Source organism: Curtobacterium sp. GD1 (genome assembly GCF_020882855.1).
Classification (GTDB): domain Bacteria; phylum Actinomycetota; class Actinomycetes; order Actinomycetales; family Microbacteriaceae; genus Curtobacterium.
The window spans coordinates 60,785-80,806 of the sequence record NZ_JAFEVQ010000006.1; the positions used below are offsets into that span (position 1 = coordinate 60,785).

A 20,022-nucleotide genomic window follows, 5' to 3' on the forward strand; every position below is an offset into this window, starting at 1 on the left:
GCCGGGCGCCCTGGCGGCCCGCCGGAATGCCGAGCGGGCGGGACGCGCCGCGTGCGGCTCGGCGAGCGGGCGGAACATGCCGCGTGCCGGGCGTGAGGGGTCCGTCTTTCGCCCGCTCGCGACCCGGCGAACCCGGCGAACCCGCCGAGCCGGCGAGCCGCCGAGCCGCCGACCCGGCGAACCCGCCGAACCGCCGCCGGCGACCGCGAGCGGGCGGAATGCGCCGGATGCCGGGCGCGAGCGGTGCTGACATCGCCCGCTCGCGCGCCGGGGCGCCGGGGCGCCGGGGCGCCGAGTCGCCGGAGCGCCTGCCGGGGCCGGCAGAGCCCCGCGTTGCAGCGCGCAACAATCCTGCGCGACGCGCTGGCCGGACACGCACGGATGATGCATCACGCGACGCGACCGTGCATTACAGCGGTGTAAACAAATCTCCCTCGGTTCGTGCAGTTCCGTGACAGGGTGATAGCAATGAGCGTTCCTGGCCGGGCACACAGTCGATCCACCTCCGGCCCAGGACCCTTGCATTCATCACCAAGAGAGGCATCGGACATGGCATCCGTGACCAAGTGGGGCAAGCGCGGCATCGCGCTCGGCGCCGGAGTGGCAGCGACGGCGCTGGTGCTCAGCGGCTGCGCGAGCAGCAGCGTGAGCGACACCGCCCTGAACGGCATCAGCATCGGGACGACCGACAAGATCACGTCGCTCGACCCGGCGGGCTCGTACGACAACGGCTCGTTCGCCGTGCAGAACCAGGTCTTCCCGTTCCTGATGAACACGCCGGTGGGCAGCCCCGACGTCGAGCCGGACATCGCGACCAAGGGCGAGTTCACGAACGACACCACGTACACGGTGACGCTCAAGAAGGGCCTGAAGTTCGCGAACGGGAACGACCTCACGTCGAGCGACGTGAAGTTCTCGTTCGAGCGCGAGCTGAAGATCAACAACGAGAACGGGCCACAGTCCCTGCTCGCCAACCTCAAGAGCATCGACACGCCGGACGACACGACGGTCGTGTTCAACCTCGACCACGCCGACCAGACCTGGCCGCAGGTGCTCTCCAGCCCCGCCGGCCCGATCGTCGACGAGCAGGTCTTCTCGGCCGACAAGCTCACGCCGGCTGCGGACATCGTCAAGGGCAAGGCGTTCGCCGGGCAGTACTCGATCAGCTCCTACAAGGAGAACGACACGATCCAGTACAAGGCGAACAAGAACTACGACGGCCTCCTGGGCAAGCCGAAGACCGACGAGGTCACGGCGAGCTACTACACCAAGGAGACCGACCTCAAGCTCGCCGTCCAGAAGGGTGACGTCGACGTCGCCTACCGCTCGCTGACGCCGACCGACATCGCCGACCTCCGCAAGGACGACAAGGTGAAGGTCACCGACGGCCCCGGCGGCGAGATCCGCTACCTGGTCTTCAACTTCAACACGCAGCCGTTCGGCGCGAAGCAGTCGGACGCCGACGAGACGAAGGCCCTGGCCGTGCGCCAGGCCGTGGCGGACGTCGTCGACCGCGAGAAGCTCGCCAAGGACGTCTACAACGACACCTACTCGCCGCTCTACTCGATGGTGCCGGACGGCCTCACGGGTGCCGCGAAGCCCTTCGAGGAGCTCTACGGCGACGGCGACGGCGGCGCGGACGTCGACAAGGCGAAGGAGACCCTGTCGAAGGCGGGCGTCACCGGCAAGGTGCAGCTCGACATCCAGTACGCACCGGACCACTACGGTTCGACGTCGGACGACGAGTACGCCGAGCTCAAAACCCAGCTCGAGAACTCCGGCCTGTTCACCGTGAACATCCAGTCGACGGTCTACACGACCTACGCACAGGAGCGCACGAAGGACGCCTACCCGGTGTACCAGCTCGGCTGGTTCCCGGACTTCTCGGACGCCGACAACTACCTGTCGCCGTTCTTCACGAAGGACAACTTCGTGCAGAACCACTACGACGACCCGACGATCCAGCAGCTCATCTCCGAGGAGCAGCAGGAGTCCGACAAGGACAAGCGCGCCGACCTCATCGAGCAGGCGCAGGAGCGTGAGGCGACGCAGATCTCGACGCTGCCGCTGCTGCAGGGCAAGTCGGTCGCCGTCGCGGCCAAGGACGTCAAGGGCCTGACCCTCGACTCCTCGTACAAGTTCCGGTACGCGACCCTCTCCAAGTAAGCCCGGTTCCGGTCCACGGGGGCGCTCTCACGAGGAGCGCCCCCGTGACCGCGTCCCCCACGGCACCGAAAGGCACCCGTCCCCGTGACCCTCAGCACCCCAGAGGCGAGCTCGGAACTGGCCACCGACCCCACCAAGCCCGAGGCACAGCGCAGTGCCAAGAGCAGCGGCGGCGGACTCGGCCGGTACGTCCTCGTCCGGTTCCTCCTCATCTTCCCGACCGTCTTCATCCTGGTGACGCTCGTGTTCTTCCTGATGCGCGTCATCGGGAACCCGATCACCGCATCGGTCGGCGGCCGACTCACGCCGTCCCAGCTGCAGGAACGCCTGCACGCCGCGGGCTACGACCGCCCGGTCTTCGTCCAGTACATCGAGTACCTCGGCAACATCGTCCGCGGCGACTTCGGCACGACGGCCACCGACAACCGGCCGATCACCGAGATCATCGTCACGTACGGCGGCGCGACCGCCGAGCTCGTCTTCTACGCGCTCATCGTCGCGCTGCTGCTCGGCATCCCGCTCGGCATGCTCGCCGCGTACATGCGCGACAAGTGGCCGGACGTCCTGTTCCGCGCGCTCGCGATCCTCACCTACGCGACGCCGGTGTTCTTCGGCGGCCTGCTGCTCAAGCTCGTCTTCTCGGTGTGGCTCGGCTGGCTCCCGCTCGGCGACCGCGCGTCCACGCGGGTGTCGCTCGTCCTCGACAACATCCAGGGCGCGACGGGCATCTACCTCATCGACGCCCTGCGCACCGGCAACGCCCAGATCATCGGGGACGTGCTGGCGCACGCCGTCCTGCCGGCACTGACCCTGGGGCTCCTCACCGCCGGCATCTTCCTGCGCCTGGTGCGCGCGAACATGATCGGGACGCTCGGTTCCGAGTACGTCGACGCGGCCCGCTCGCGCGGCGTTCGGGAGGCGCGGCTCGTCCGCACGCACGCGTTCCGTCCCGCCCTCGTGCCGATCATCACGGTGATGGGACTCCAGATCGCCATGCTCCTGGGCGGTTCCGTCCTCACCGAGACCACCTTCGGGTGGCGCGGGCTCGGTTTCGAGCTCAACCAGTACCTGTCGGCCCGCGACTTCGTCGCGGTCCAGGGCATCGTCGCGATGCTCGCGGTGATCGTCGCGGTGACGAACTTCATCGTGGACGTCGTCGCGGCCCTCATCGACCCGAGAGTGAGGTTCTAGAGATGGCTGACACCTCCCTCGTCGACCGCCACGAGCCGCTCTGGAAGCGGCTGCCCGTCGTGCTGCAGCTCCGTCGGAGCACGGGCTGGCAGCGCGCCATGCTCATCACCGGCGTGGTCATCTGCGCGCTGTACCTCCTCGTCGCGATCGCCGCGCCGCTCATCGCCCCGTACGGCTTCGGCCAGCTGCAGGGCGCCGACGGGCAGAGCTTCCCGCGCACCGGTGCACCGAGCGCCACGCACATCTGGGGCACGACCGTCGGCGGCTTCGACGTCTTCAGCCGCGTCGTCTACGGCGCCCGGACCGCGGTGCTCGTGGTCATCGTGGCCGTCGTCGTGTCGATCATCATCGGCGTCCTGCTCGGCATGGTCTCCGGTTACATCGGCGGCTGGCTCGACCGGATCCTCGTCGTCGTGGCGGACGCGATCTACGCGTTCCCGTCCCTGCTCCTCGCGATCGTGGTGTCGATCGTCATCTCCGGCGGCAACTCGAGCTACTCGGGCGGCATCATCGCCGCGGCGATCTCGATCACGGTCGTGTACGTCCCGCAGTACTTCCGGGTCGTCCGCGCCGAGGCCGTGCGGCTCAAGAACGAGGCGTTCGTCGAGTCCGCGCGGGTGATGGGCACGAACCCGTGGCGGATCATGACCCGGCACGTGCTGCGGAACTCGACGCGATCCCTCCCACTGATCCTCACGCTGAACGCGAGCGACGCGATCCTGACACTCGCGGGCCTCGGCTTCCTGGGCTTCGGCATCGGCCCGACCAGCGGCGCGGAGTGGGGCTACGACCTCAGCCGTGCGCTGTCCGACGTCGCGAGCGGCGTCTGGTGGACCGGCGTCTTCCCGGGTGTCGCGATCGTGGTGCTCGTCCTCGGCGTGACGTTCATCGGCGAGAGCCTCAACGACATCTCCGACCCGCGTCTGCGTGCGCGACGCCGGCTCAAGCAGCTGGTGTCCCGCAAGCAGACGGCCAGCACGGAAGGGGCGACCGCATGACGGACGCGACCAACCAGTCCCGCGCCTCCACGCGCCTCCAGGCCGGCGACACCACGACGGAACCGGTCGTCGTCGTCGACGACCTGACCGTCACCTTCGCGACCGACGGCGGTGCCGTCGACGCGGTCAAGGGCGTCAGCATCGACGTCCGCCCCGGCGAGGTCCTCGCCCTCGTCGGCGAGTCCGGCTCGGGCAAGTCCGTCACGGCGCGGAGCATCCTGCGCCTCATGCCGGAGACGGCGACGCTCGGCGGTGCGGTGTTCCTCGACGGCACGGACGTCGTGACGGTCGGCGCGCAGAAGCTCCGGAGCCTGCGCGGCACCGCGGGCGCGATGGTGTTCCAGGAGCCCTCCACGGCGCTGAACCCGGTCTTCACGGTCGGGTGGCAGATCGCCGAGGGGCTCCGGGCCCACGGCGGCGTCTCCGCGAAGGAGGCCCGCGCGAAGGCGATCGACTACCTCCGCCGCGTCGGCATCCCCGATCCCGAGACCCGGGTCGACCACTACCCGCACCAGTTCTCCGGCGGTCAGAAGCAGCGCGTCGTCATCGCGAGCGCGCTCGCCCTCGAACCGTCGGTGATCATCGCCGACGAGCCGACCACCGCCCTCGACGTGACGGTCCAGGCGGAGATCCTCGACCTGCTCCGCCGGTGCCGCGACGAGTTCGGCGCGGCGATCGTCATCATCACGCACAACATGGGCGTCGTCGCCGACCTGGCCGACCGCGTCGCCGTGATGTACCAGGGCGAGGTCGTCGAAGAGGCCCCGGTCGCCGAGCTGTTCGCGGCGCCGCAGGCCGACTACACGAAGCGCCTGCTCGCCGCCGTGCCCCGGCTCGAGGCGTCCACCGGGGTCGCCCGCCGTGCCGCGATCAGTGACGACGTCGAGCCGCTCGTCCGCGCACGCGGGCTCGAGATCGAGTACCCGGGCCGGCTCGGGTCGCACGCGTTCAAGGCGGTCAAGGGCGTCGACCTCGACATCCGTCCCGGCGAGGTCCTCGGCCTCGTGGGGGAGTCCGGCTCCGGCAAGACGACCATCGGCCGCGCGATCGCCGGTCTGACGAAGATCACCGGCGGCTCGCTCGAGGTGCTCGGAACCGAGATGCTCGGGTACCGCGAACGCGACTTCAAGCGGCACCGCAAGGACATCGGGTTCGTCTTCCAGGACCCGGCGACCTCGTTCAACCCGCTGCTCACGATCTCGGAGTGCGTCGCCGAGCCGCTCGTCGTGCACGGCGAGGTGTCGAGCCCGCGTGCCGCCCGGAAGCGTGTCGGCGAACTGCTCGAGGCCGTGCAGCTCCCGGCGGCCTACGGCGACCGGTACCCGCACGAGCTGTCCGGCGGCCAGCGGCAGCGTGCGTCGCTCGCACGGTCGCTCGCGCTCCGGCCGAAGCTCCTCATCGCCGACGAGCCGACGAGTGCGCTCGACGTGTCCGTCCAGGCGCGCGTGCTCGAGCTGTTCCTCGAGCTGCAGCAGGACCTCGGGTTCGCGTCGCTGTTCATCAGCCACGACCTCGCCGTGGTCGGCGCGCTCTCCGACCGGATCGCCGTGCTCTACCGCGGCGACCTGGTCGAGACGGGCACCACGGCCGAGGTCCTCGGCTCCCCGCAGCACCCGTACACGCAGCGTCTCCTGGCGTCACTCCCGGTGCCGGATCCGGCGGAACAGGCGGAGCGACGGCGTACGCTGGTGGAACTGGAGAACGCCGGGTCCTGACCCGACGCGACCACTCCCGGAGGCGCGGCTGACGTCGACGACGCACGCCGCGCCTCCTGGGCGGTCACCTCCACCGCAACACGCACGACGGTCGGTGCAGCCCGGTCCGTCGCGAACCGCCGCCAGGGGGCGGCGTGGAAGGGGACCCATGATCGCGGTCAACGGACCGGCGGTCGTCGCGGACGACGTGTCGATCGAGTACCGGAGCGGACGGGGGACGGATGCGATCCGGGCCGTCGACGGCGTGAGCCTCACGGTCCGTCAGGGGGAGATCCTGGCCGTGCTCGGCGAGTCCGGGTCCGGCAAGTCGACGTTCGCCGCGGCGATCGCCGGCCAGCTCGGCACCACCGGCGAGGGCGACGGCGCCCACCGTCGGCACATCGTCGGGGGCGAACTCACGGTGCTCGGGCAGAAGACGCGTGGGCTCCGACCGACGTCCCGCAAGCTCGAGCGGCTCAGCGGCCGCATCGGCTACCTGCCGCAGGACGGCGCGGACCGGCTCAGCCCGGACCTCACCGTCGGCGAGGCCATCGCGGAACCGATCTACGCCCGAGACCGCCGGTTCGACCGGAAAGAGGCCGGCCTCATCGTCGCCCGCCTGGTCGACGCCGTGCACCTGCCGCTCGGGGTGATGCGGCTCAACACGTGGGAGCTCTCGAGCGGGCAGCGGCAGCGCGTCGCCCTCGCGAAGGCGCTCGTGCTCGAGCCCCAGCTGCTCGTCGCCGACGAACCCGCCCGCGGCGTCGACGTGCTCGTGCGGCAGTCGGTGCTCGAGGCGCTGGCGACCCTGCAGCGGAACCGGCAGTTCTCGGCGGTCGTGGTGTCGAGCGACCTGCGCGAGGCCCGGGCACTCGCCGACCGGGTGGCGATCATGGCCGAGAGCCGGCTCGTCGGTCTCGGCACCTTCGACGAGGTCCTCGACAACCCCGTCGACCCCTACGTCAAGACGCTCGCGTCGACGGCGGCCCGTCCGGTGAAGCGTCGGCAGCCGGCGTCTGCCGCACCCCGTCGGTCCTCGGCGCCGCGTCGGCCGGTCGCCGCCGGCACCGGTCCGCGCGCGGAGCGGCAGGAGAACGCATGAGCGCGGGTACGTCGCCGTCGTCGGGGGTGCGCGGGCACCGGGCCGTGGTGACCGACGCGGGTGCCGAACTGCCGGTCGCCCCGCCGTCCGCGGGCCCGATCGCGATCCTGCCCGCCGGGGACGGCACCGCCCTCCACGAGGACGCCGTCGCCGCAGCCGGTGGGACCGTCGCTCCGCTCGGGGCGGACACCGCCGGACTCGTGTGGCTCGACCCTCGCGATCCCGCGGGACTCGCCGACGCGCTCGACGGCGCACCGTCCATCGGCTGGGTCCAGTTGCCGTTCGCCGGCGTCGACGCCTTCGCCTCGCTGATCGCCGAGCACGGCGACCGGGTGCTGTTCACCTCGGCCAAGGGCGCGTACGCCGAACCCGTCGCCGAGCACGCCCTCGCGCTGACGCTCGGGACGCTGCGGGTGCTGCAGAAGCGCGCCCGTGCGCGGTCGTGGGCGACCGAGCCCGAGGGTGTCTCGCTCTACGGCCGGAACGTGGTCGTCATCGGCGCCGGTGGCATCGCGCTGGAGTACATCCGCCTGCTCGCGCCGTTCGAGGTCTCGGTCACCGTGGTGCGCCGGTCGTCCTCGCCGGTTCCCGGGGCGGACCGGACCGTCACGACCGACCAGCTCGACGACGTCCTGCCCGATGCCGACGTGGTCATGATCGCCGCGGCGATGACCTCGGGGACCGCGAAGCTGTTCGGGCCCGCGCAGTTCGCGATCATGAAGCCGTCGGCACGGCTCGTGAACATCGCCCGCGGGGGACTGGTCGACACCGCCGCGCTCGTGGACGCCCTGCGCAGCGGTGCGATCGCGGCGGCCGGACTCGACGTCACCGACCCGGAGCCGTTGCCGGACGGACACCCGCTCTGGGACGAGCCGGGCGCGATCATCACGCCGCACCAGGCCGACACGCCGGAGATGGTGGCGCCGCTGCTGGCCGAGCGCGTGCGGGTGAACACCGTGGCGTTCCTCGGCGGGGCGGGCGAGGGCTTCGTCGGCGTGGTGGACCCGGTCGCGGGGTACTGAGCGCGGCACGCCCGGGATGCGTGGCGGATGCGCGGGGTCGCTCCCGGGTGCTGCTATGCTGTTACCCGTTGTTCGCACGACATTCGCCAGCGGACAGTGATCCTCGATAGCTCAATTGGCAGAGCAGCCGGCTGTTAACCGGCAGGTTGTTGGTTCGAGTCCAACTCGGGGAGCAGCACGGCCCTCACCTTCGGGTGGGGGCCTTTTGCGTGGCGTCGGAGCTCGCAGCGGACGCATGGCCGGAAGCTGTTAGCGTTCACAGGTGATCACCGTGCGCCGAGCCCTCGCCGCGGGCGTCGTCGCGGCCGCGGCGATCGGCCTCGTGGGGTGCACGACCGGCGCGGAGTCCGAGCCGGGCGACTCGCTCGACACCACCGCCACCTCGGGCGTCGCGGTGTCCGGCACGGCACCGATCGTCTTCGCGTTCGTCTGCGACGTGGGGACGTCGGACCGCTCCGAGACGTACACGACCTACTCCGCCGTGTGGGACGACGAGCGCACCGACTGCCGGGCGCAGCGGATCACCGGCACCGAGATGTCGACGCAGCAGCGCTCCGCGGTCGACGCCGCCGAGGGGGACGCCACGCTCGAGGAACTCGCGACCACCTGCGCGGTGCGGGGGACCGGGCCGTGGGCGGCCTCCGTCGACTCGTCGGCCGAGGCGCACGTCGCGGCCGGTCTGCTCGAGTACTGCCCGGGGCATCCGGAGACCGAGCACCTGCGGGACGCGATCGCTGCCTGGCGGGGGTGAGCCGCGCCTCCTGGGCACTCGCCTTGCATCCCCGCTGACCGGGCCGGGGCCGACGCGGTCCGCCGCCGTCAGCCCTCGGGGTGGTCGCGCCCGGGCAGCCAGGACTTGCCCGGGCCGCCCCAGCTGTTCTTCCTGATGGCCTTCGCGACCTGCTTGCCGTACGGGTGCACGAGCCGGTCCGCGTAGAGGTACCCGTCGAGGTGGTCGTACTCGTGCTGGAAGATGCGGGCGAGCCAGCCGTGGGCCTCGACCTCGAACGGCGTGCCGTGGTCGTCGACGGCACGGAGCAGCACGCCCTCGGAGCGGCGGAGCGGGAACCGTTCGCCCGGGACCGAGAGGCAGCCCTCGGACTCCTCGTCCTCGTCGAGTTCCTCCACAGCCTCGGGAACGGCGGGGGTCGTCCACAGGACGGGGTTCACCGCGACGCCGCGGTGCAGGACCTCGTCATCATCGGTCCATGAGTACACGAACAGCCGCTTGCCGACGCCGACCTGCGGGCCGGCCAGTCCGACCCCGGGTGCGAGGTCCATCGTCTCGAACATGTCGGCGACCAGCGATCGCAGGTCGTCGTCGAAGTCGGTGACCTCGGCTGCACGCTCGTGCAGGACGGGTTCGCCGGTGATGCGGATCGGGAGAACGGCCATTCACCCAGGTTATCCGGCGGGGAACGGTAGCCTCGACGCGTGACGACGGACCTCCAGCTGCCCGACGCGGTGAACCTCACGCCGTTCCAGGCGCTCATGATCCCCGTCGCGCTCATCGGGGCCGTGTTCCTCTCACTGGGGGCGCAGTTCCAGAGCCGCGGGGTGCAGCGGGTGGAAGCGCGGCTCGGTCGGCAGTCGAAGGGCCTCAGCGTCCGACACGTCGTCGGGCTGGTCTCGAGCGGCTACTGGGTGCTCGGCACGCTCATGCTCGGCATCGCCGTGGTCCTGCAGCTGGTGAGCATCACGTACGCGCCGCTCATCGTCGTGCAACCGCTCGGCGCCGTGGCCCTCGTGATCACGACCTGGTTCTCGTCGCGGTCCTCCGGGGTGCCGCTCGGCCGTCGGGCACGGCGAGCCGTCTGGACGTGCATCGTCGGCGTCGGCATCTTCGTCGGCATCGCGGCCTTCGTCGGGCACGAGAGCGCGATCACGAGCCGACAGCTCGTCACCGTGCTCGTGATCCTGGCCGTGGTGCTGGTGCTCGTGCTGGTGTCGTTCCGCCTCGTCGCGAAGCACAAGAACGCGCTGTACTACATCGTCGGCGCCGGCGTCCTCTACGGGTTCGTCGCGACGCTGGCCAAGGTCGTGCTCAACCGGTTCGTGAACGGCACGTTCGACTGGCTGACCGTGCTCGCGATCGTCGGGGTGGTCGTCGCCGCCTCGCTGGGTGGGTACTTCGTGCAGAACGCGTACTCGAGCGGCTCGGCCGACCTCGTGATCGCCGGGCTGACGGTCATCGACCCGATCGTCGCCGTCGGCATCGGGGTGATCGTCCTCGGCGAGGCCGCCGGCGCCCCGGTCTTCGCCGTCTTCGGCTTCGTCGTCGCCGCCGCGATCGCGATCACCGGGGTGTTCCTCCTCGCCAAGCACCACCCGCAAACCCGCTCCTGAGCCATCGTCCCGTGGGGGGACGGAGTCCACCGCGAGGCGGACGCGCTGCCCGAGCGGCGTGCGGTAGCGTCGTCGAACGACCAGCAATCGCCCACGAGAGGACGACGCCAGCCGTGTCAGACGACGCCACCACCGCCACCGCCGGACCGACGGGTGCGACGGGCGGTCGACGACCGCTGCGCGTCCTCATCGCAGCGGACACCTTCGCACCCGACGTCAACGGAGCCGCGACCTTCGCCGAGCAGCTCGCCGTCGGCCTCGCCGAACGCGGGCACGAGGTCCAGATCGTCGCCCCGGCGGCGAGCCGCCACTACGGCACCTTCGACGAGGAGCTCCACGGCGTGACCCTCGTCGTGCACCGCCTGAAGTCCTACAAGTGGCCGCTGCACGCGTGGCTGCGCTTCGTGTGGCCGTGGAGCGTGAAGAAGTGGACCGCCCCGATCCTCGACGCGTTCCAGCCCGACGTCCTGCACATCCAGTCGCACGTCGTCGTCGGCCGGGGCATGGTGCCCGAGGCGCACGCGCGCGGCATCCGGGTGATCGCCACGAACCACTTCATGCCCGAGAACCTCCTCGAGTACACGCCGTTCGGCAAGCGCACGGTGCCGATCGCGGTGAAGATCGCCTGGAACGACGCCGCCAAGACCTACCGGCTCGCCGACGCGATCACGACCCCGACGAACCTCGCCGCCGACTACCTGCGCCGGGCCATCGCCGGGCAGCGGGTCCTGGCGATCTCGTGCGGGATCGACGCCACCCGGTACGTCGCACGCGAGGGGCGGCCTGCGGGCAACGACATCGTCTTCGTCGGTCGGGTCGCACCCGAGAAGAACCTCGACGTCCTCGTGAAGGCCCTCGCGCTGCTGCCGTCCGAGCTCGGAGCCACGCTGACGATCGTCGGCGACGGCGAGATGATCCCGAAGCTCCGACAGCAGGCGAAGGAGCTCGGGCTCGAGGACCGCGTCCGGTTCCTCGGCTTCGTCTCGGACGAGGTCAAGCAGCAGGCGCTCACCAACTCGACCGTGTTCGCGATGCCCTCCACCGCCGAGCTGCAGAGCATCGCCTCGCTCGAGGGCATGGCCTCCGGTCTCCCCGTCGTCGCGGCGGACTCGATGGCGCTCCCGCACCTCATCGACGGCAACGGGTACCTGTTCACTCCCGGTGACGAGCACGACCTCGCGGCGAAGCTCACGGCGGTGCTGACCGCGTCGGACGAGGACTACGTCACGATGCGCGACCGCAGCCTGGCGATGATCGAGGCACACGACATCAACCGCACGCTCTCGACGTTCGAGTCGCTGTATCGTGGGGAACCGGTGGCCTGACGGTCCCCGGCACGGGGCGGTAGCCAAGCTGGTCAAGGCAGTCGGCTCATAACCGAACGATTCGCGGGTTCAAGTCCCGCCCGCCCTACATGTCAAAAGCCGACGCGGGTTCGAGCAACAGCAAGCGACCGCACCCGCCACGCGTGCACCTCCCGAGGAAGCGCGACACGCAGCAGCAACAGGACGACCACAGCCCGACGCCCAACGTGACGTTCGAGGTGACTCGTGGTGGCACCGGCGTGCGCGTGAACGCCTTCCGGATCGGCTTCATGGGTGCGCTCGGCGTGCTCGTCGCCGTCGTCGCGGGGGCGATCGTCAACGAGCTCTCCACCGTGCTCGTCTACGTCGGCGTCGCGCTGTTCCTGGCGCTCGGCATCGACCCGCTGGTGTCCTTCCTCGAACGGTTCGTGCCGCGCTGGGTGGCCATCACCGTCGTGGTCGTCGGGGTCCTCGCCGCGTTCGCCGGGGTGGTGTTCGCGGTCGTGCCGATCCTCGTGCAGCAGGCGACGAACCTCATCCAGAACTTCCCCGACATCGTGCAGGACATCTCGAGGCAGGAGTGGGTGCAGAACCTCTCCGACCAGCTGTCCGGGTCGTTCGACATCGACCACGCGTTGCAGTCCGTGCAGTCCTTCGTCGAGAACCCCGGCAACCTGCTGAGCCTCGGCGGCGGGATCCTCGCGGTCGGCAGCGGGATCCTGACCGGTCTCACGGGCGCCGTCATCGTCATCATCCTGATGCTCTACTTCCTCGCGTCGATGCGCGGCATGAAGTCGATGACCTACCGATTCGTCCCGGCGTCCCGCCGCGAGAACTTCATCGACGTCAGCGAGCAGATCACCCAGGCGGTCGGTCGCTACGTCGTCGGGCAGATCTCCCAGGCGCTCATCAACGGCATCCTCAGCCTGGTGTTCCTGCTCATCATCGGTGCTCCGCTGCCCGTGCTGCTGGCCTCGTTCGCGTTCCTCGGGTCGCTCATCCCGCTCGTGGGCACGCTCGCGTCGGCCATCGTCATCTCGCTGCTGTGCCTGTTCGCCTCGCCCGCGACGGCCCTCGCCGCCGCGATCTACTACCTCGTGTACATGCAGGTCGAGGCGTACGTGATCTCGCCGCGGATCATGTCGCGTGCCGTGCAGGTCCCCGGCGCCCTCGTCGTCATCGCAGCGGTCGCGGGCGGGACCATCGGCGGGGTGCTCGGCGCACTCGTGGCCCTGCCGGTCGCCGCGTCGGTGATCATCATCGTCCAGAAGGTCATCTACCCCCGCCAAGAGCAGTCGTGACCGCCTTCGACGAGCACGTCGCCGACCGTGATCGCTGGGCGACCAGCCCTCGGGGTCCGCTCGCGCTCGTGAACGCCCAGCGTGTCGACCACGCCCAGCCCGTGTGGCCGGTCCCGGGGCAGTGGGCACCGGCACCCGGCGGCCTGACGGTCACCGCCGACGCGGGTGACGGGGTGGTCGTCGACGGCGACCCGGTGGACGGCACCGTGCTCGTCGCCGGCGACGAGGCGGTCGTCCCGTCGGTCGTCACCTTCCCGGACGGCCTCGCCGGGTCCGTCTCCCGTGGCACGCTGCGCGTGTGGGACCCGGCGTCCGACGCGATCGCCCGCTTCGCACGCATCGCCCGGTTCGACCACTCCGCCGCGTGGGTCACGTCCGGCAGGTACGCGCCGGGTGTCCCAGGAGGCGGGGCGAGCGTCGTCGACGCAGCCGGCGATCCGCTCGAGGTCGCCGGACACGTCGAGACCACCCTGGGCGGATCGGCCGTCCGGTTGGTGGCGGTCCGCTCCGCGGCCTTCCGAGGCGCCGCGCGGCTGCAGCTCATCGTGCAGGACGCCACGAGCGCCCTGCCCGAGGACGATCCCGGCAGCACCTACTCGATGGGCCGGTTCCTGTACCTCGACGACCCCGGTGTCGCTGCCGACGTCGAGCTGGACTGGAACTTCCTCGTCCTGCCGCCGTGCGCGTTCTCGTACCAGTTCGCCTGCCCGATCCCGCCCGCCGAGAACCGGATCCCGGTGCCGGTCACCGCGGGGGAGCGGCACCCGCTCGACGCGTCGGGGCACGTCTTCCACTGACTCTGTCGCGGTGCCTGGTGTTCCCAGCGCGCAGCCTGCATAATGGGCGTGTCCGCAAGGACATCACAATCGGATATCGATGGTTCCGAAACGAGAACCTCCAGTTCAGGTCGATGGGGAAGTCGCACCTGACGAATCGGAGGAATCGTGAACGGAACGACCACCGGGGTGCTCTACGTGCACTCCTCACCACGCGCGCTCTGCCCGCACGTCGAATGGGCGGCAGGTCGCGCCATGAGCCGTGCCGTGAACTTCTCGTGGCTCGACCAGCCCGCCCAGGACGGCGCCCGTCGGACCGAGTTCACCTGGACCGGTTCCGTCGGCACGGGTGCGGCGATCGCCTCGGCCCTGCGCGGCTGGGAGCACCTCCGGTACGAGGTCACCGAGGAACCCACCTCCGAGTCGGACGGCGGCCGCTGGATGCACACGCCCGACCTCGGGGTGTTCTACGCGCAGACCGACGTCACCGGCAACATGGTCGTCCCCGAGGACCGCGTCCGCTACGCGATGGAGGTGGCGGGGAGCAACGCCCTCGAACTCCACCGCGAGCTCCGACTCGCCCTGGGTCAGGCGTGGGACGACGAACTCGAACCGTTCCGCCACGCCGCCGAGGGCAACCCGGTCGTCTGGCTGCACCGCGTCGGCTGAGTCGCGCCCGATCCTCCGTCACGAACGCCGCCCCTCGGGGCGGCGTTCGTGCGTCCGGCCGCCCGCCCGCCCGCGCCGAGTCTCGCCTCGGCGGACAGTTTCGCGCTTCCGGAGCCGCGAAACCGTCCGCGGGGCCGAGTCTCGGCGCACCGACGCGGCCACACGCCACGGGCCGCGGGCCGCGGCCGCGGGGAGCGCGCCGCGCCAGGGCCGGCCACGGGAACGACGGAGGCCCGCCCCGACGACGCGGGACGGGCCTCCAGGACCGACGGACGGACCCGACGGACCCGACGGGCCCGACGGACCGGACTCAGACGCTCCGGAACGCGACCACGGCGTTGTGCCCACCGAACCCGAACGAGTTGCTCACCGCGAGCAGATCGCCCTGCGGGAGCTCGCGCGGCGCCGTGGCGACGTCCATCACGATCTCCGGGTCCTGCTGGGTGAGGTTGATCGTCGGCGGCGCGACGCGGTTGTGCAGCGCGAGGGCCGTGAACGCGGCTTCGATCGCACCGGCACCACCGAGGAGGTGCCCCGTCGACGCCTTCGTGGCGGACACCACGACGTTGTCGAGGTGGTCGCCGAACACACGGCGCATGGCGTGGTACTCGGCGACGTCGCCCACCGGGGTCGAGGTGGCGTGCGCGTTGACGTGGACGACGTCCTCGCGCGCGGCACCGGCGTGCTCGAGCGCCTGCAGGACGGCACGGGCGGCAGCACTGCCCTCGGGGTCCGGCGCGGTGATGTGGAACGCGTCCGAGGTGATGCCGGCGCCGGCGACCTCGGCGTAGATCGTCGCGCCGCGGGCCTCGGCGTGCTCCTTGGTCTCGAGGATGAGCGCCGCGGCGCCGTCCGCGAGCACGAAGCCGTCGCGCGTGACGTCGTACGGACGCGAGGCGGTCTGGGGGGAGTCGTTGCGGCGGGAGAGCGCCTGCATCGACGCGAACGCCGCGAGGGGCAGCGGGTGCAGGGCGGCCTCGGCGCCGCCGGTGATGACGATGTCGGCCTCGCCGGTGGCGACGTGGCGGTAGGCCTCGGCGAGGGACTCGGTCGAGGACGCGCACGCCGAGAGGTAGGTGCGGGCGCCGCCGCGGGCGCCGAACTCCATCTCGATGGCGGCGGCCGGGCCGTTCGCCATGAGCATCGGGACCGTCATCGGCAGGACGCGACGGGGGCCCTTCTCGCGCAGGGTGTCCCACGCGTCGAGCAGGGTGTTGACGCCGCCGATGCCGGTGGCCCAGTCGACGATGAGGCGCTCGGGGACGACGGTCTCGGCGTCGATGCCGGCGTCGGCCCAGGCCTCGCGCGCGGCGACGAGCGACAGCTGCGACGAGGGGTCGAGGCGCTTCGACTCGGGGCGGGTGAGCTGATCGGTGAGGAACCGGCGCGCCTGGCCGGCGAACTCGACGGGGAGCTCGAGCTCGGCGTAGCGCGGGTCCTCGATGCGGGTGATGCCGGACGTGCCGGCGAGCAGCGCGTCCCACGTGTCCGGGGCGGTCGCGGCGAGGGGCGTGATCGCACCGATCCCGGTGACGACGACGGTCTTGTTGGTCATGGAACGACGTGTTCTTTCGTGAGGACGTCCGACCGCTCGTGGCGGTGCCGGACGGAGCCGGGGCGGCCCGACGAACGCCGGACCGGTGCGGCCCGACGAACGCCGGACCTGTGTGGACCGACGAGCGTCGGTCCGGTGGACGAGATGAGCGCCGCGGCCCGCGGTCGGTCCGCCGGGGCCGCGGCGCTCAGGAAGCTCGCGTCAGGCCTGGGCCTTGACGATGTAGTCGACGGCGTCGCCGACGGTCTTGAGGTTCTTGACCTCTTCGTCGGGGATCTTGACGTCGAACTTCTCTTCGGCGTTGACGACGATGGTCATCATCGAGATCGAGTCGATGTCGAGGTCGTCGGTGAACGACTTGTCGGCCGCGACGGTGTCGGTCGCGATGCCGGTCTCGTCGTTGATCAGCTCGGCCAGGCCGGCGAGGACTTCTTCGTTGGACAGGGCCATGGGGATTCTCCTTGAGGGGGTGTCGTTTGACCGTGGACCAGCCTAGGGCACGCAGCGGTCGCGCGCCCGGAGGCTCGTCGGAGGGTGGCCGCGCGGGTGCGTGGCCGGGATGGGCTAGGGGAGGACGACGACCTGGGCGCCGAAGACGAGACCGGCGCCGAAGCCGATCTGCAGGGCGAGGCCGCCGGAGAGCTCGGGGTTCTCCTCGAGCAGGCGGTGCGTGGCGAGCGGGATGCTCGCGGCGGAGGTGTTGCCGGTGGTGGTGATGTCGCGGGCGATCACGACGGACTCGGGCAGGCCGAGCTGCTTCGCGAACTCGTCGATGATGCGGATGTTCGCCTGGTGCGGCACGAACGCGGCGAGGTCGGACGGCTGGATGCCGGCGGACTCGAGCGCCTCACGGGCGACCTTGACCATCTCCCAGACGGCCCAGCGGAACACGGTCTGACCGGCCTGCCGTATCGTCGGCCGCGCGGCCCCCGCTTCCCACTCGTTGTAGGTCGAGGTCATGCCGATCGCGTCCCACTTCGACCCGTCGGAGCCCCAGATCGTCGGGGCGATCCCGGGGAAGTCGCTCGGGCCGACGATCGCCGCTCCGGCACCGTCGCCGAGCAGGAACGAGATCGAGCGGTCGGTCGGGTCGACGATGTCGCTGAGCTTCTCGGCACCGACGACCAGCACGTGGTCGGCGATGCCGGACTTCACGAACGAGTCCGCCTGGGCGATGCCGTACGCGTACCCGGCGCACGCGGCGCTGATGTCGTAGGCCGCGGCGGGCGCGGCACCGATGCGCTCGGCGAGCAGCGAGGCCATCGACGGCGTGGCGACGGTGTGGGTCACGGTGCTCACGAGCACGACGCCGATCTGGTCCGGCGTCAGGCCGGCCTTGGCGATCGCGTCGAGCGCGGCGGCTTCGGCGAGGTCGACCGCTTCGACGTCCTTGCCGGCGCGCATGCGGGTGATGATGCCGGTGCGCTGGCGGATCCACTCGTCGGAGGAGTCGATCGGCCCGACGAGGTCGTCGTTCGGCACGGCGTTCTCACCGCGGGCGGCGCCGAAGGCCAGGATGCGGGTGAACTCGTGGCCGCGACGCTGCTGCAGCAGCGGACGGGAGGCGCGGGTCGGCTCCGTCCCCTCGGTCGCGGTGGTCGGGATGGGGGCGTCGGTCATGCGGTTGCGTCTGCTTCCTGGCCCGCGCTCTGCAGCAGGTCGATCGCTGCGGGCAGGTCGTCGGGGGTCTTGATCGCGACGGTCGGCGTCCCGCGCAGACCGCGCTTCGCCAGGCCGACGAGGGCACCGGCGGGTGCGAGTTCGATGATGCCCGTGACACCGGCGGCCGCGAAGGACTCCATCACGGCGTCCCAGTGCACGGGGCTCTGGATCTGCTGGACCATGAGGTCGACGAAGCGACGACCGTCGTCGACACGGGAACCGTCGGCGTTCGTCCAGATCGGCAGCGACGGGTCCTGCACGGTCGCGGCGGCGGCGACCGGGGCGACACGCTCGACGGCGGACGCCATGTACCGGGTGTGGAACGCACCGGCCACGGCGAGGGGGATCACGCGGGCCTTCGCGGGCGGGTCGGCGGCGAGGGCGGCGATCGCGTCGGCGGGTCCGGCGACGACGGTCTGACCGCCGCCGTTGTGGTTCGCGGGGACGAGGCCGTTCGCCTCGAGCGCGGCGGCGACGGCATCGGCGTCCCCACCGAGGACGGCGGCCATCGACGTGGGCTCGAGCGCGGCGGCGTCCGCCATCGCCCGGCCGCGTTCGGCGACGAGGGCGACGGCGTCGGTCGGCTCGAGGATCCCGGCGACCCCGGCGGCGGTGAACTCGCCGACCGAGTGGCCGGCGACCCCGCCCACGAGGGCACGGCGGCCGTCGGCGAGCAGGGCGTCGGCCGTGATGAGACCGGCGGCGACGATGAGCGGCTGCGCGAGCGCCGTGTCCTTGATGGTCTCGGCGTCGGACTCCGTGCCGTGGGCGGCGAGGTCGACGCCGATGGCCTCGGACCACGCCCCCACGCGGTCACGGACGGTGGCGTCCTCGAGCCAGGGGGCGAGGAAGCCGGGGGTCTGGGAGCCCTGTCCGGGCGCGACGACGACGATCACCGGACAATCCTGCCCGTCGGCCTGCGCCGCACCCGTGTGGGCTTCCCACAGCGATGACCGCTCGACATTGTGCATTTCCTAGCGACGATGCGGCATACGACGTCGCTCACCGGCGGTGCGGGATGCGACGTCGCCCGGCGGTCGACTCGGACATGGCGCCGAGGATGAGCGCCGACTGCACGATGAGGGCGTCCCGCGCGTGCGTGGCGTCCCACCCGATGATGTCCGCCACGCGGCGGAGCCGGTAGCGCACCGTGTTCGGGTGCACGAACAGCTCGCGCGCCGTGGCCTCGAGCGACCGGCCGGTGTCGAGGTAGCACCAGAGCGTCTGCAGGAGCTCCGTCGACTGGTCCTTGAGCGGCACGTAGATGCGCTGCACGAGGGCGGACCGGGCGAGCGGGTCGCCGGCGAGGGCCCGCTCCGGGAGCAGGTCGTCGGCCAGGGCCGGACGAGGAGCACCGCGCCATGCCCGCGCGACCGCGAAGCCGGCGAGGGCACCCTTGGCACTGGTGGACGCGTCGACCACGCCGGGCACTTCGTTGCCGAGGACGAGGTGTCCCTCGCCGAACGAGGGCTCGAGCGCCTGGGCGATGGCGGTGAAGGACACCGGCTCCTCGCCTTCGGGGACGTCGTCGCGCGGCGTGGCACGGCCGATCACCACGACGAGGCGGGAGCCCTGCACGCCGATGAGCACGTCGGCGTCCATGTGCCGCGCGGTGCGACGGATCTGGTCGACCTCGAGCTGCTTCGGCGCGTTGCCGACCAGGACCGCGACCTCGCCGTGACCGTGCCAGCCGAGGGCCGCGATGCGCGACGGGAGTTCGTCGTCGTACTCGCCCGACAGGATGGAGTCGACCACGAGGGCCTCGAGCCGGGCGTCCCACAGCCCACGGGCCTCGGCCGCGCGGGCGTAGACGTCGGCGGCCGCGAAGGCGATGTCCCGCGAGTACTTGAGGATCGCCTCCTGCAGCATCTCGTCGTCCTTGGCGCGTTCCTCGACCACGGTGACGACCACGCGGATGAGCTGGAGCGTCTGCTGCAGGCTCACCGAGCGCAGGAGTTCCCGCGGCGCTGAGCCGAAGACGTCCGCCGCGGCGATCCACGGGGTCGACGCGGTGCCCTCGAGCCAGCTGATGAACGAGGTGATGCCCGCCTGGGCCACGAGCCCCACGGCGGAGCGTCGGCCCGGAGGCATCTCGCTGTACCAGGGGAGGGTGTCCTCGAGCCGCTTGATTGTGGCGGTGGAGAGTTCCCCGGACACCTGACGGAGCCAGGAGAGCGCCCGCTCGCGCGCGCTCTCCTGGCTCTCGGAGTCCGGTCGGACCGACGTCACCGGCAGA

The 20,022-nt window shown here is 71.1% G+C and carries 18 protein-coding genes, 2 tRNA genes and 1 pseudogene; 15 read left to right on the forward strand and 6 right to left on the reverse strand.

Features of this window, described 5'->3' with window-relative positions:
• Nucleotides 1-549: 549 nt before the first annotated feature.
• The 9 genes and pseudogenes from JSX79_RS04805 (at nucleotide 550) to JSX79_RS04840 (ending at nucleotide 8,924) form a co-directional block, all read left to right on the forward strand.
• On the forward strand, nucleotides 550-2,166 hold the full coding sequence (locus JSX79_RS04805; protein WP_229085308.1) for an ABC transporter substrate-binding protein: 1,617 nt from the start codon (nucleotides 550-552) through the stop codon (nucleotides 2,164-2,166).
• A 243-nt stretch (nucleotides 2,167-2,409) separates the two neighbouring features.
• Nucleotides 2,410-2,508, forward strand: a pseudogene (locus JSX79_RS18840) (hypothetical protein); the annotation flags it as partial.
• A gap of 183 nt (nucleotides 2,509-2,691) precedes the next feature.
• The gene (locus tag JSX79_RS18845) at nucleotides 2,692-3,357 is read left to right on the forward strand and encodes an ABC transporter permease (protein WP_374115159.1); all 666 of its coding nucleotides are present in this window, start codon (nucleotides 2,692-2,694) and stop codon (nucleotides 3,355-3,357) included.
• 2 nt (nucleotides 3,358-3,359) lie between these two features.
• Nucleotides 3,360-4,355: an ABC transporter permease gene (locus JSX79_RS04815; protein WP_070418711.1), complete on the forward strand. Its 996-nt coding sequence runs from the start codon at nucleotides 3,360-3,362 to the stop codon at nucleotides 4,353-4,355.
• A complete protein-coding gene (locus JSX79_RS04820; protein WP_229085309.1) occupies nucleotides 4,352-6,070 on the forward strand; it encodes an ABC transporter ATP-binding protein in 1,719 nt (572 codons plus the stop codon). The genes JSX79_RS04815 and JSX79_RS04820 overlap by 4 nt, the downstream gene beginning before the upstream one ends.
• Nucleotides 6,071-6,218: 148 nt before the next feature.
• Nucleotides 6,219-7,151 carry an ATP-binding cassette domain-containing protein gene (locus JSX79_RS04825; protein WP_070418712.1) on the forward strand — a complete coding sequence of 311 codons (933 nt, stop codon included), beginning with the start codon at nucleotides 6,219-6,221 and terminating at the stop codon, nucleotides 7,149-7,151.
• Nucleotides 7,148-8,173: a D-isomer specific 2-hydroxyacid dehydrogenase family protein gene (locus JSX79_RS04830; protein WP_229085310.1), complete on the forward strand. Its 1,026-nt coding sequence runs from the start codon at nucleotides 7,148-7,150 to the stop codon at nucleotides 8,171-8,173. Before JSX79_RS04825 ends, JSX79_RS04830 begins: the two co-directional genes overlap by 4 nt.
• A 100-nt stretch (nucleotides 8,174-8,273) precedes the next feature.
• Nucleotides 8,274-8,346, forward strand: a tRNA-Asn gene (locus JSX79_RS04835).
• Nucleotides 8,347-8,435: 89 nt separating this feature from the next.
• Nucleotides 8,436-8,924 (forward strand): hypothetical protein, encoded by a 489-nt coding sequence (locus JSX79_RS04840; protein ID WP_070418713.1) that lies wholly within the window; start codon nucleotides 8,436-8,438, stop codon nucleotides 8,922-8,924.
• 68 nt (nucleotides 8,925-8,992) lie between these two features.
• On the opposite strand, the gene def is transcribed toward JSX79_RS04840, so the two are convergent.
• Nucleotides 8,993-9,568, reverse strand: a complete 576-nt coding sequence (def, locus tag JSX79_RS04845; protein ID WP_229085311.1) for a peptide deformylase — start codon at nucleotides 9,566-9,568, stop codon at nucleotides 8,993-8,995.
• Nucleotides 9,569-9,607: 39 nt separating this feature from the next.
• Here def and JSX79_RS04850 point away from each other — a divergent pair, with 39 nt between their 5' ends.
• The 6 genes from JSX79_RS04850 to JSX79_RS04875 all read left to right on the forward strand — a co-directional run bounded on the left by JSX79_RS04850 (nucleotide 9,608) and on the right by JSX79_RS04875 (nucleotide 14,569).
• A complete protein-coding gene (locus JSX79_RS04850; protein ID WP_175473624.1) occupies nucleotides 9,608-10,519 on the forward strand; it encodes a DMT family transporter in 912 nt (303 codons plus the stop codon).
• A gap of 113 nt (nucleotides 10,520-10,632) precedes the next feature.
• Nucleotides 10,633-11,844, forward strand: coding sequence for a glycosyltransferase (locus tag JSX79_RS04855; RefSeq protein ID WP_071294838.1), 1,212 nt, complete (start codon nucleotides 10,633-10,635; stop codon nucleotides 11,842-11,844).
• 13 nt (nucleotides 11,845-11,857) lie between these two features.
• Nucleotides 11,858-11,932 (forward strand) — tRNA-Ile (locus tag JSX79_RS04860).
• Nucleotides 11,933-11,987: 55 nt separating this feature from the next.
• Nucleotides 11,988-13,124: an AI-2E family transporter gene (locus JSX79_RS04865; RefSeq protein ID WP_229085312.1), complete on the forward strand. Its 1,137-nt coding sequence runs from the start codon at nucleotides 11,988-11,990 to the stop codon at nucleotides 13,122-13,124.
• On the forward strand, nucleotides 13,121-13,921 hold the full coding sequence (locus JSX79_RS18595) for a DUF1684 domain-containing protein (protein WP_229085313.1): 801 nt from the start codon (nucleotides 13,121-13,123) through the stop codon (nucleotides 13,919-13,921). Before JSX79_RS04865 ends, JSX79_RS18595 begins: the two co-directional genes overlap by 4 nt.
• Nucleotides 13,922-14,068: 147 nt before the next feature.
• Entirely contained in the window at nucleotides 14,069-14,569 is a 501-nt protein-coding gene (locus tag JSX79_RS04875; protein ID WP_071294840.1) for a DUF3145 domain-containing protein, read from the forward strand.
• Between the two features lie 310 nt (nucleotides 14,570-14,879).
• On the opposite strand, the gene JSX79_RS04880 is transcribed toward JSX79_RS04875, so the two are convergent.
• The 5 genes from JSX79_RS04880 to JSX79_RS04900 form a co-directional block, all read right to left on the reverse strand.
• Nucleotides 14,880-16,124 (reverse strand): beta-ketoacyl synthase, encoded by a 1,245-nt coding sequence (locus JSX79_RS04880; protein WP_070418717.1) that lies wholly within the window; start codon nucleotides 16,122-16,124, stop codon nucleotides 14,880-14,882.
• A 201-nt stretch (nucleotides 16,125-16,325) separates the two neighbouring features.
• Complete coding sequence (locus tag JSX79_RS04885) at nucleotides 16,326-16,574, reverse strand: acyl carrier protein (RefSeq protein WP_022903951.1); 249 nt, start codon at nucleotides 16,572-16,574, stop codon at nucleotides 16,326-16,328.
• Nucleotides 16,575-16,688: 114 nt separating this feature from the next.
• Entirely contained in the window at nucleotides 16,689-17,744 is a 1,056-nt protein-coding gene (locus JSX79_RS04890) for a beta-ketoacyl-ACP synthase III (protein ID WP_070418718.1), read from the reverse strand.
• Nucleotides 17,741-18,682 carry an ACP S-malonyltransferase gene (locus tag JSX79_RS04895; protein ID WP_070418719.1) on the reverse strand — a complete coding sequence of 314 codons (942 nt, stop codon included), beginning with the start codon at nucleotides 18,680-18,682 and terminating at the stop codon, nucleotides 17,741-17,743. Before JSX79_RS04895 ends, JSX79_RS04890 begins: the two co-directional genes overlap by 4 nt.
• 106 nt (nucleotides 18,683-18,788) lie before the next feature.
• Nucleotides 18,789-20,015 (reverse strand): CdaR family transcriptional regulator, encoded by a 1,227-nt coding sequence (locus JSX79_RS04900; RefSeq protein ID WP_070418720.1) that lies wholly within the window; start codon nucleotides 20,013-20,015, stop codon nucleotides 18,789-18,791.
• Nucleotides 20,016-20,022 lie beyond the last annotated feature (7 nt).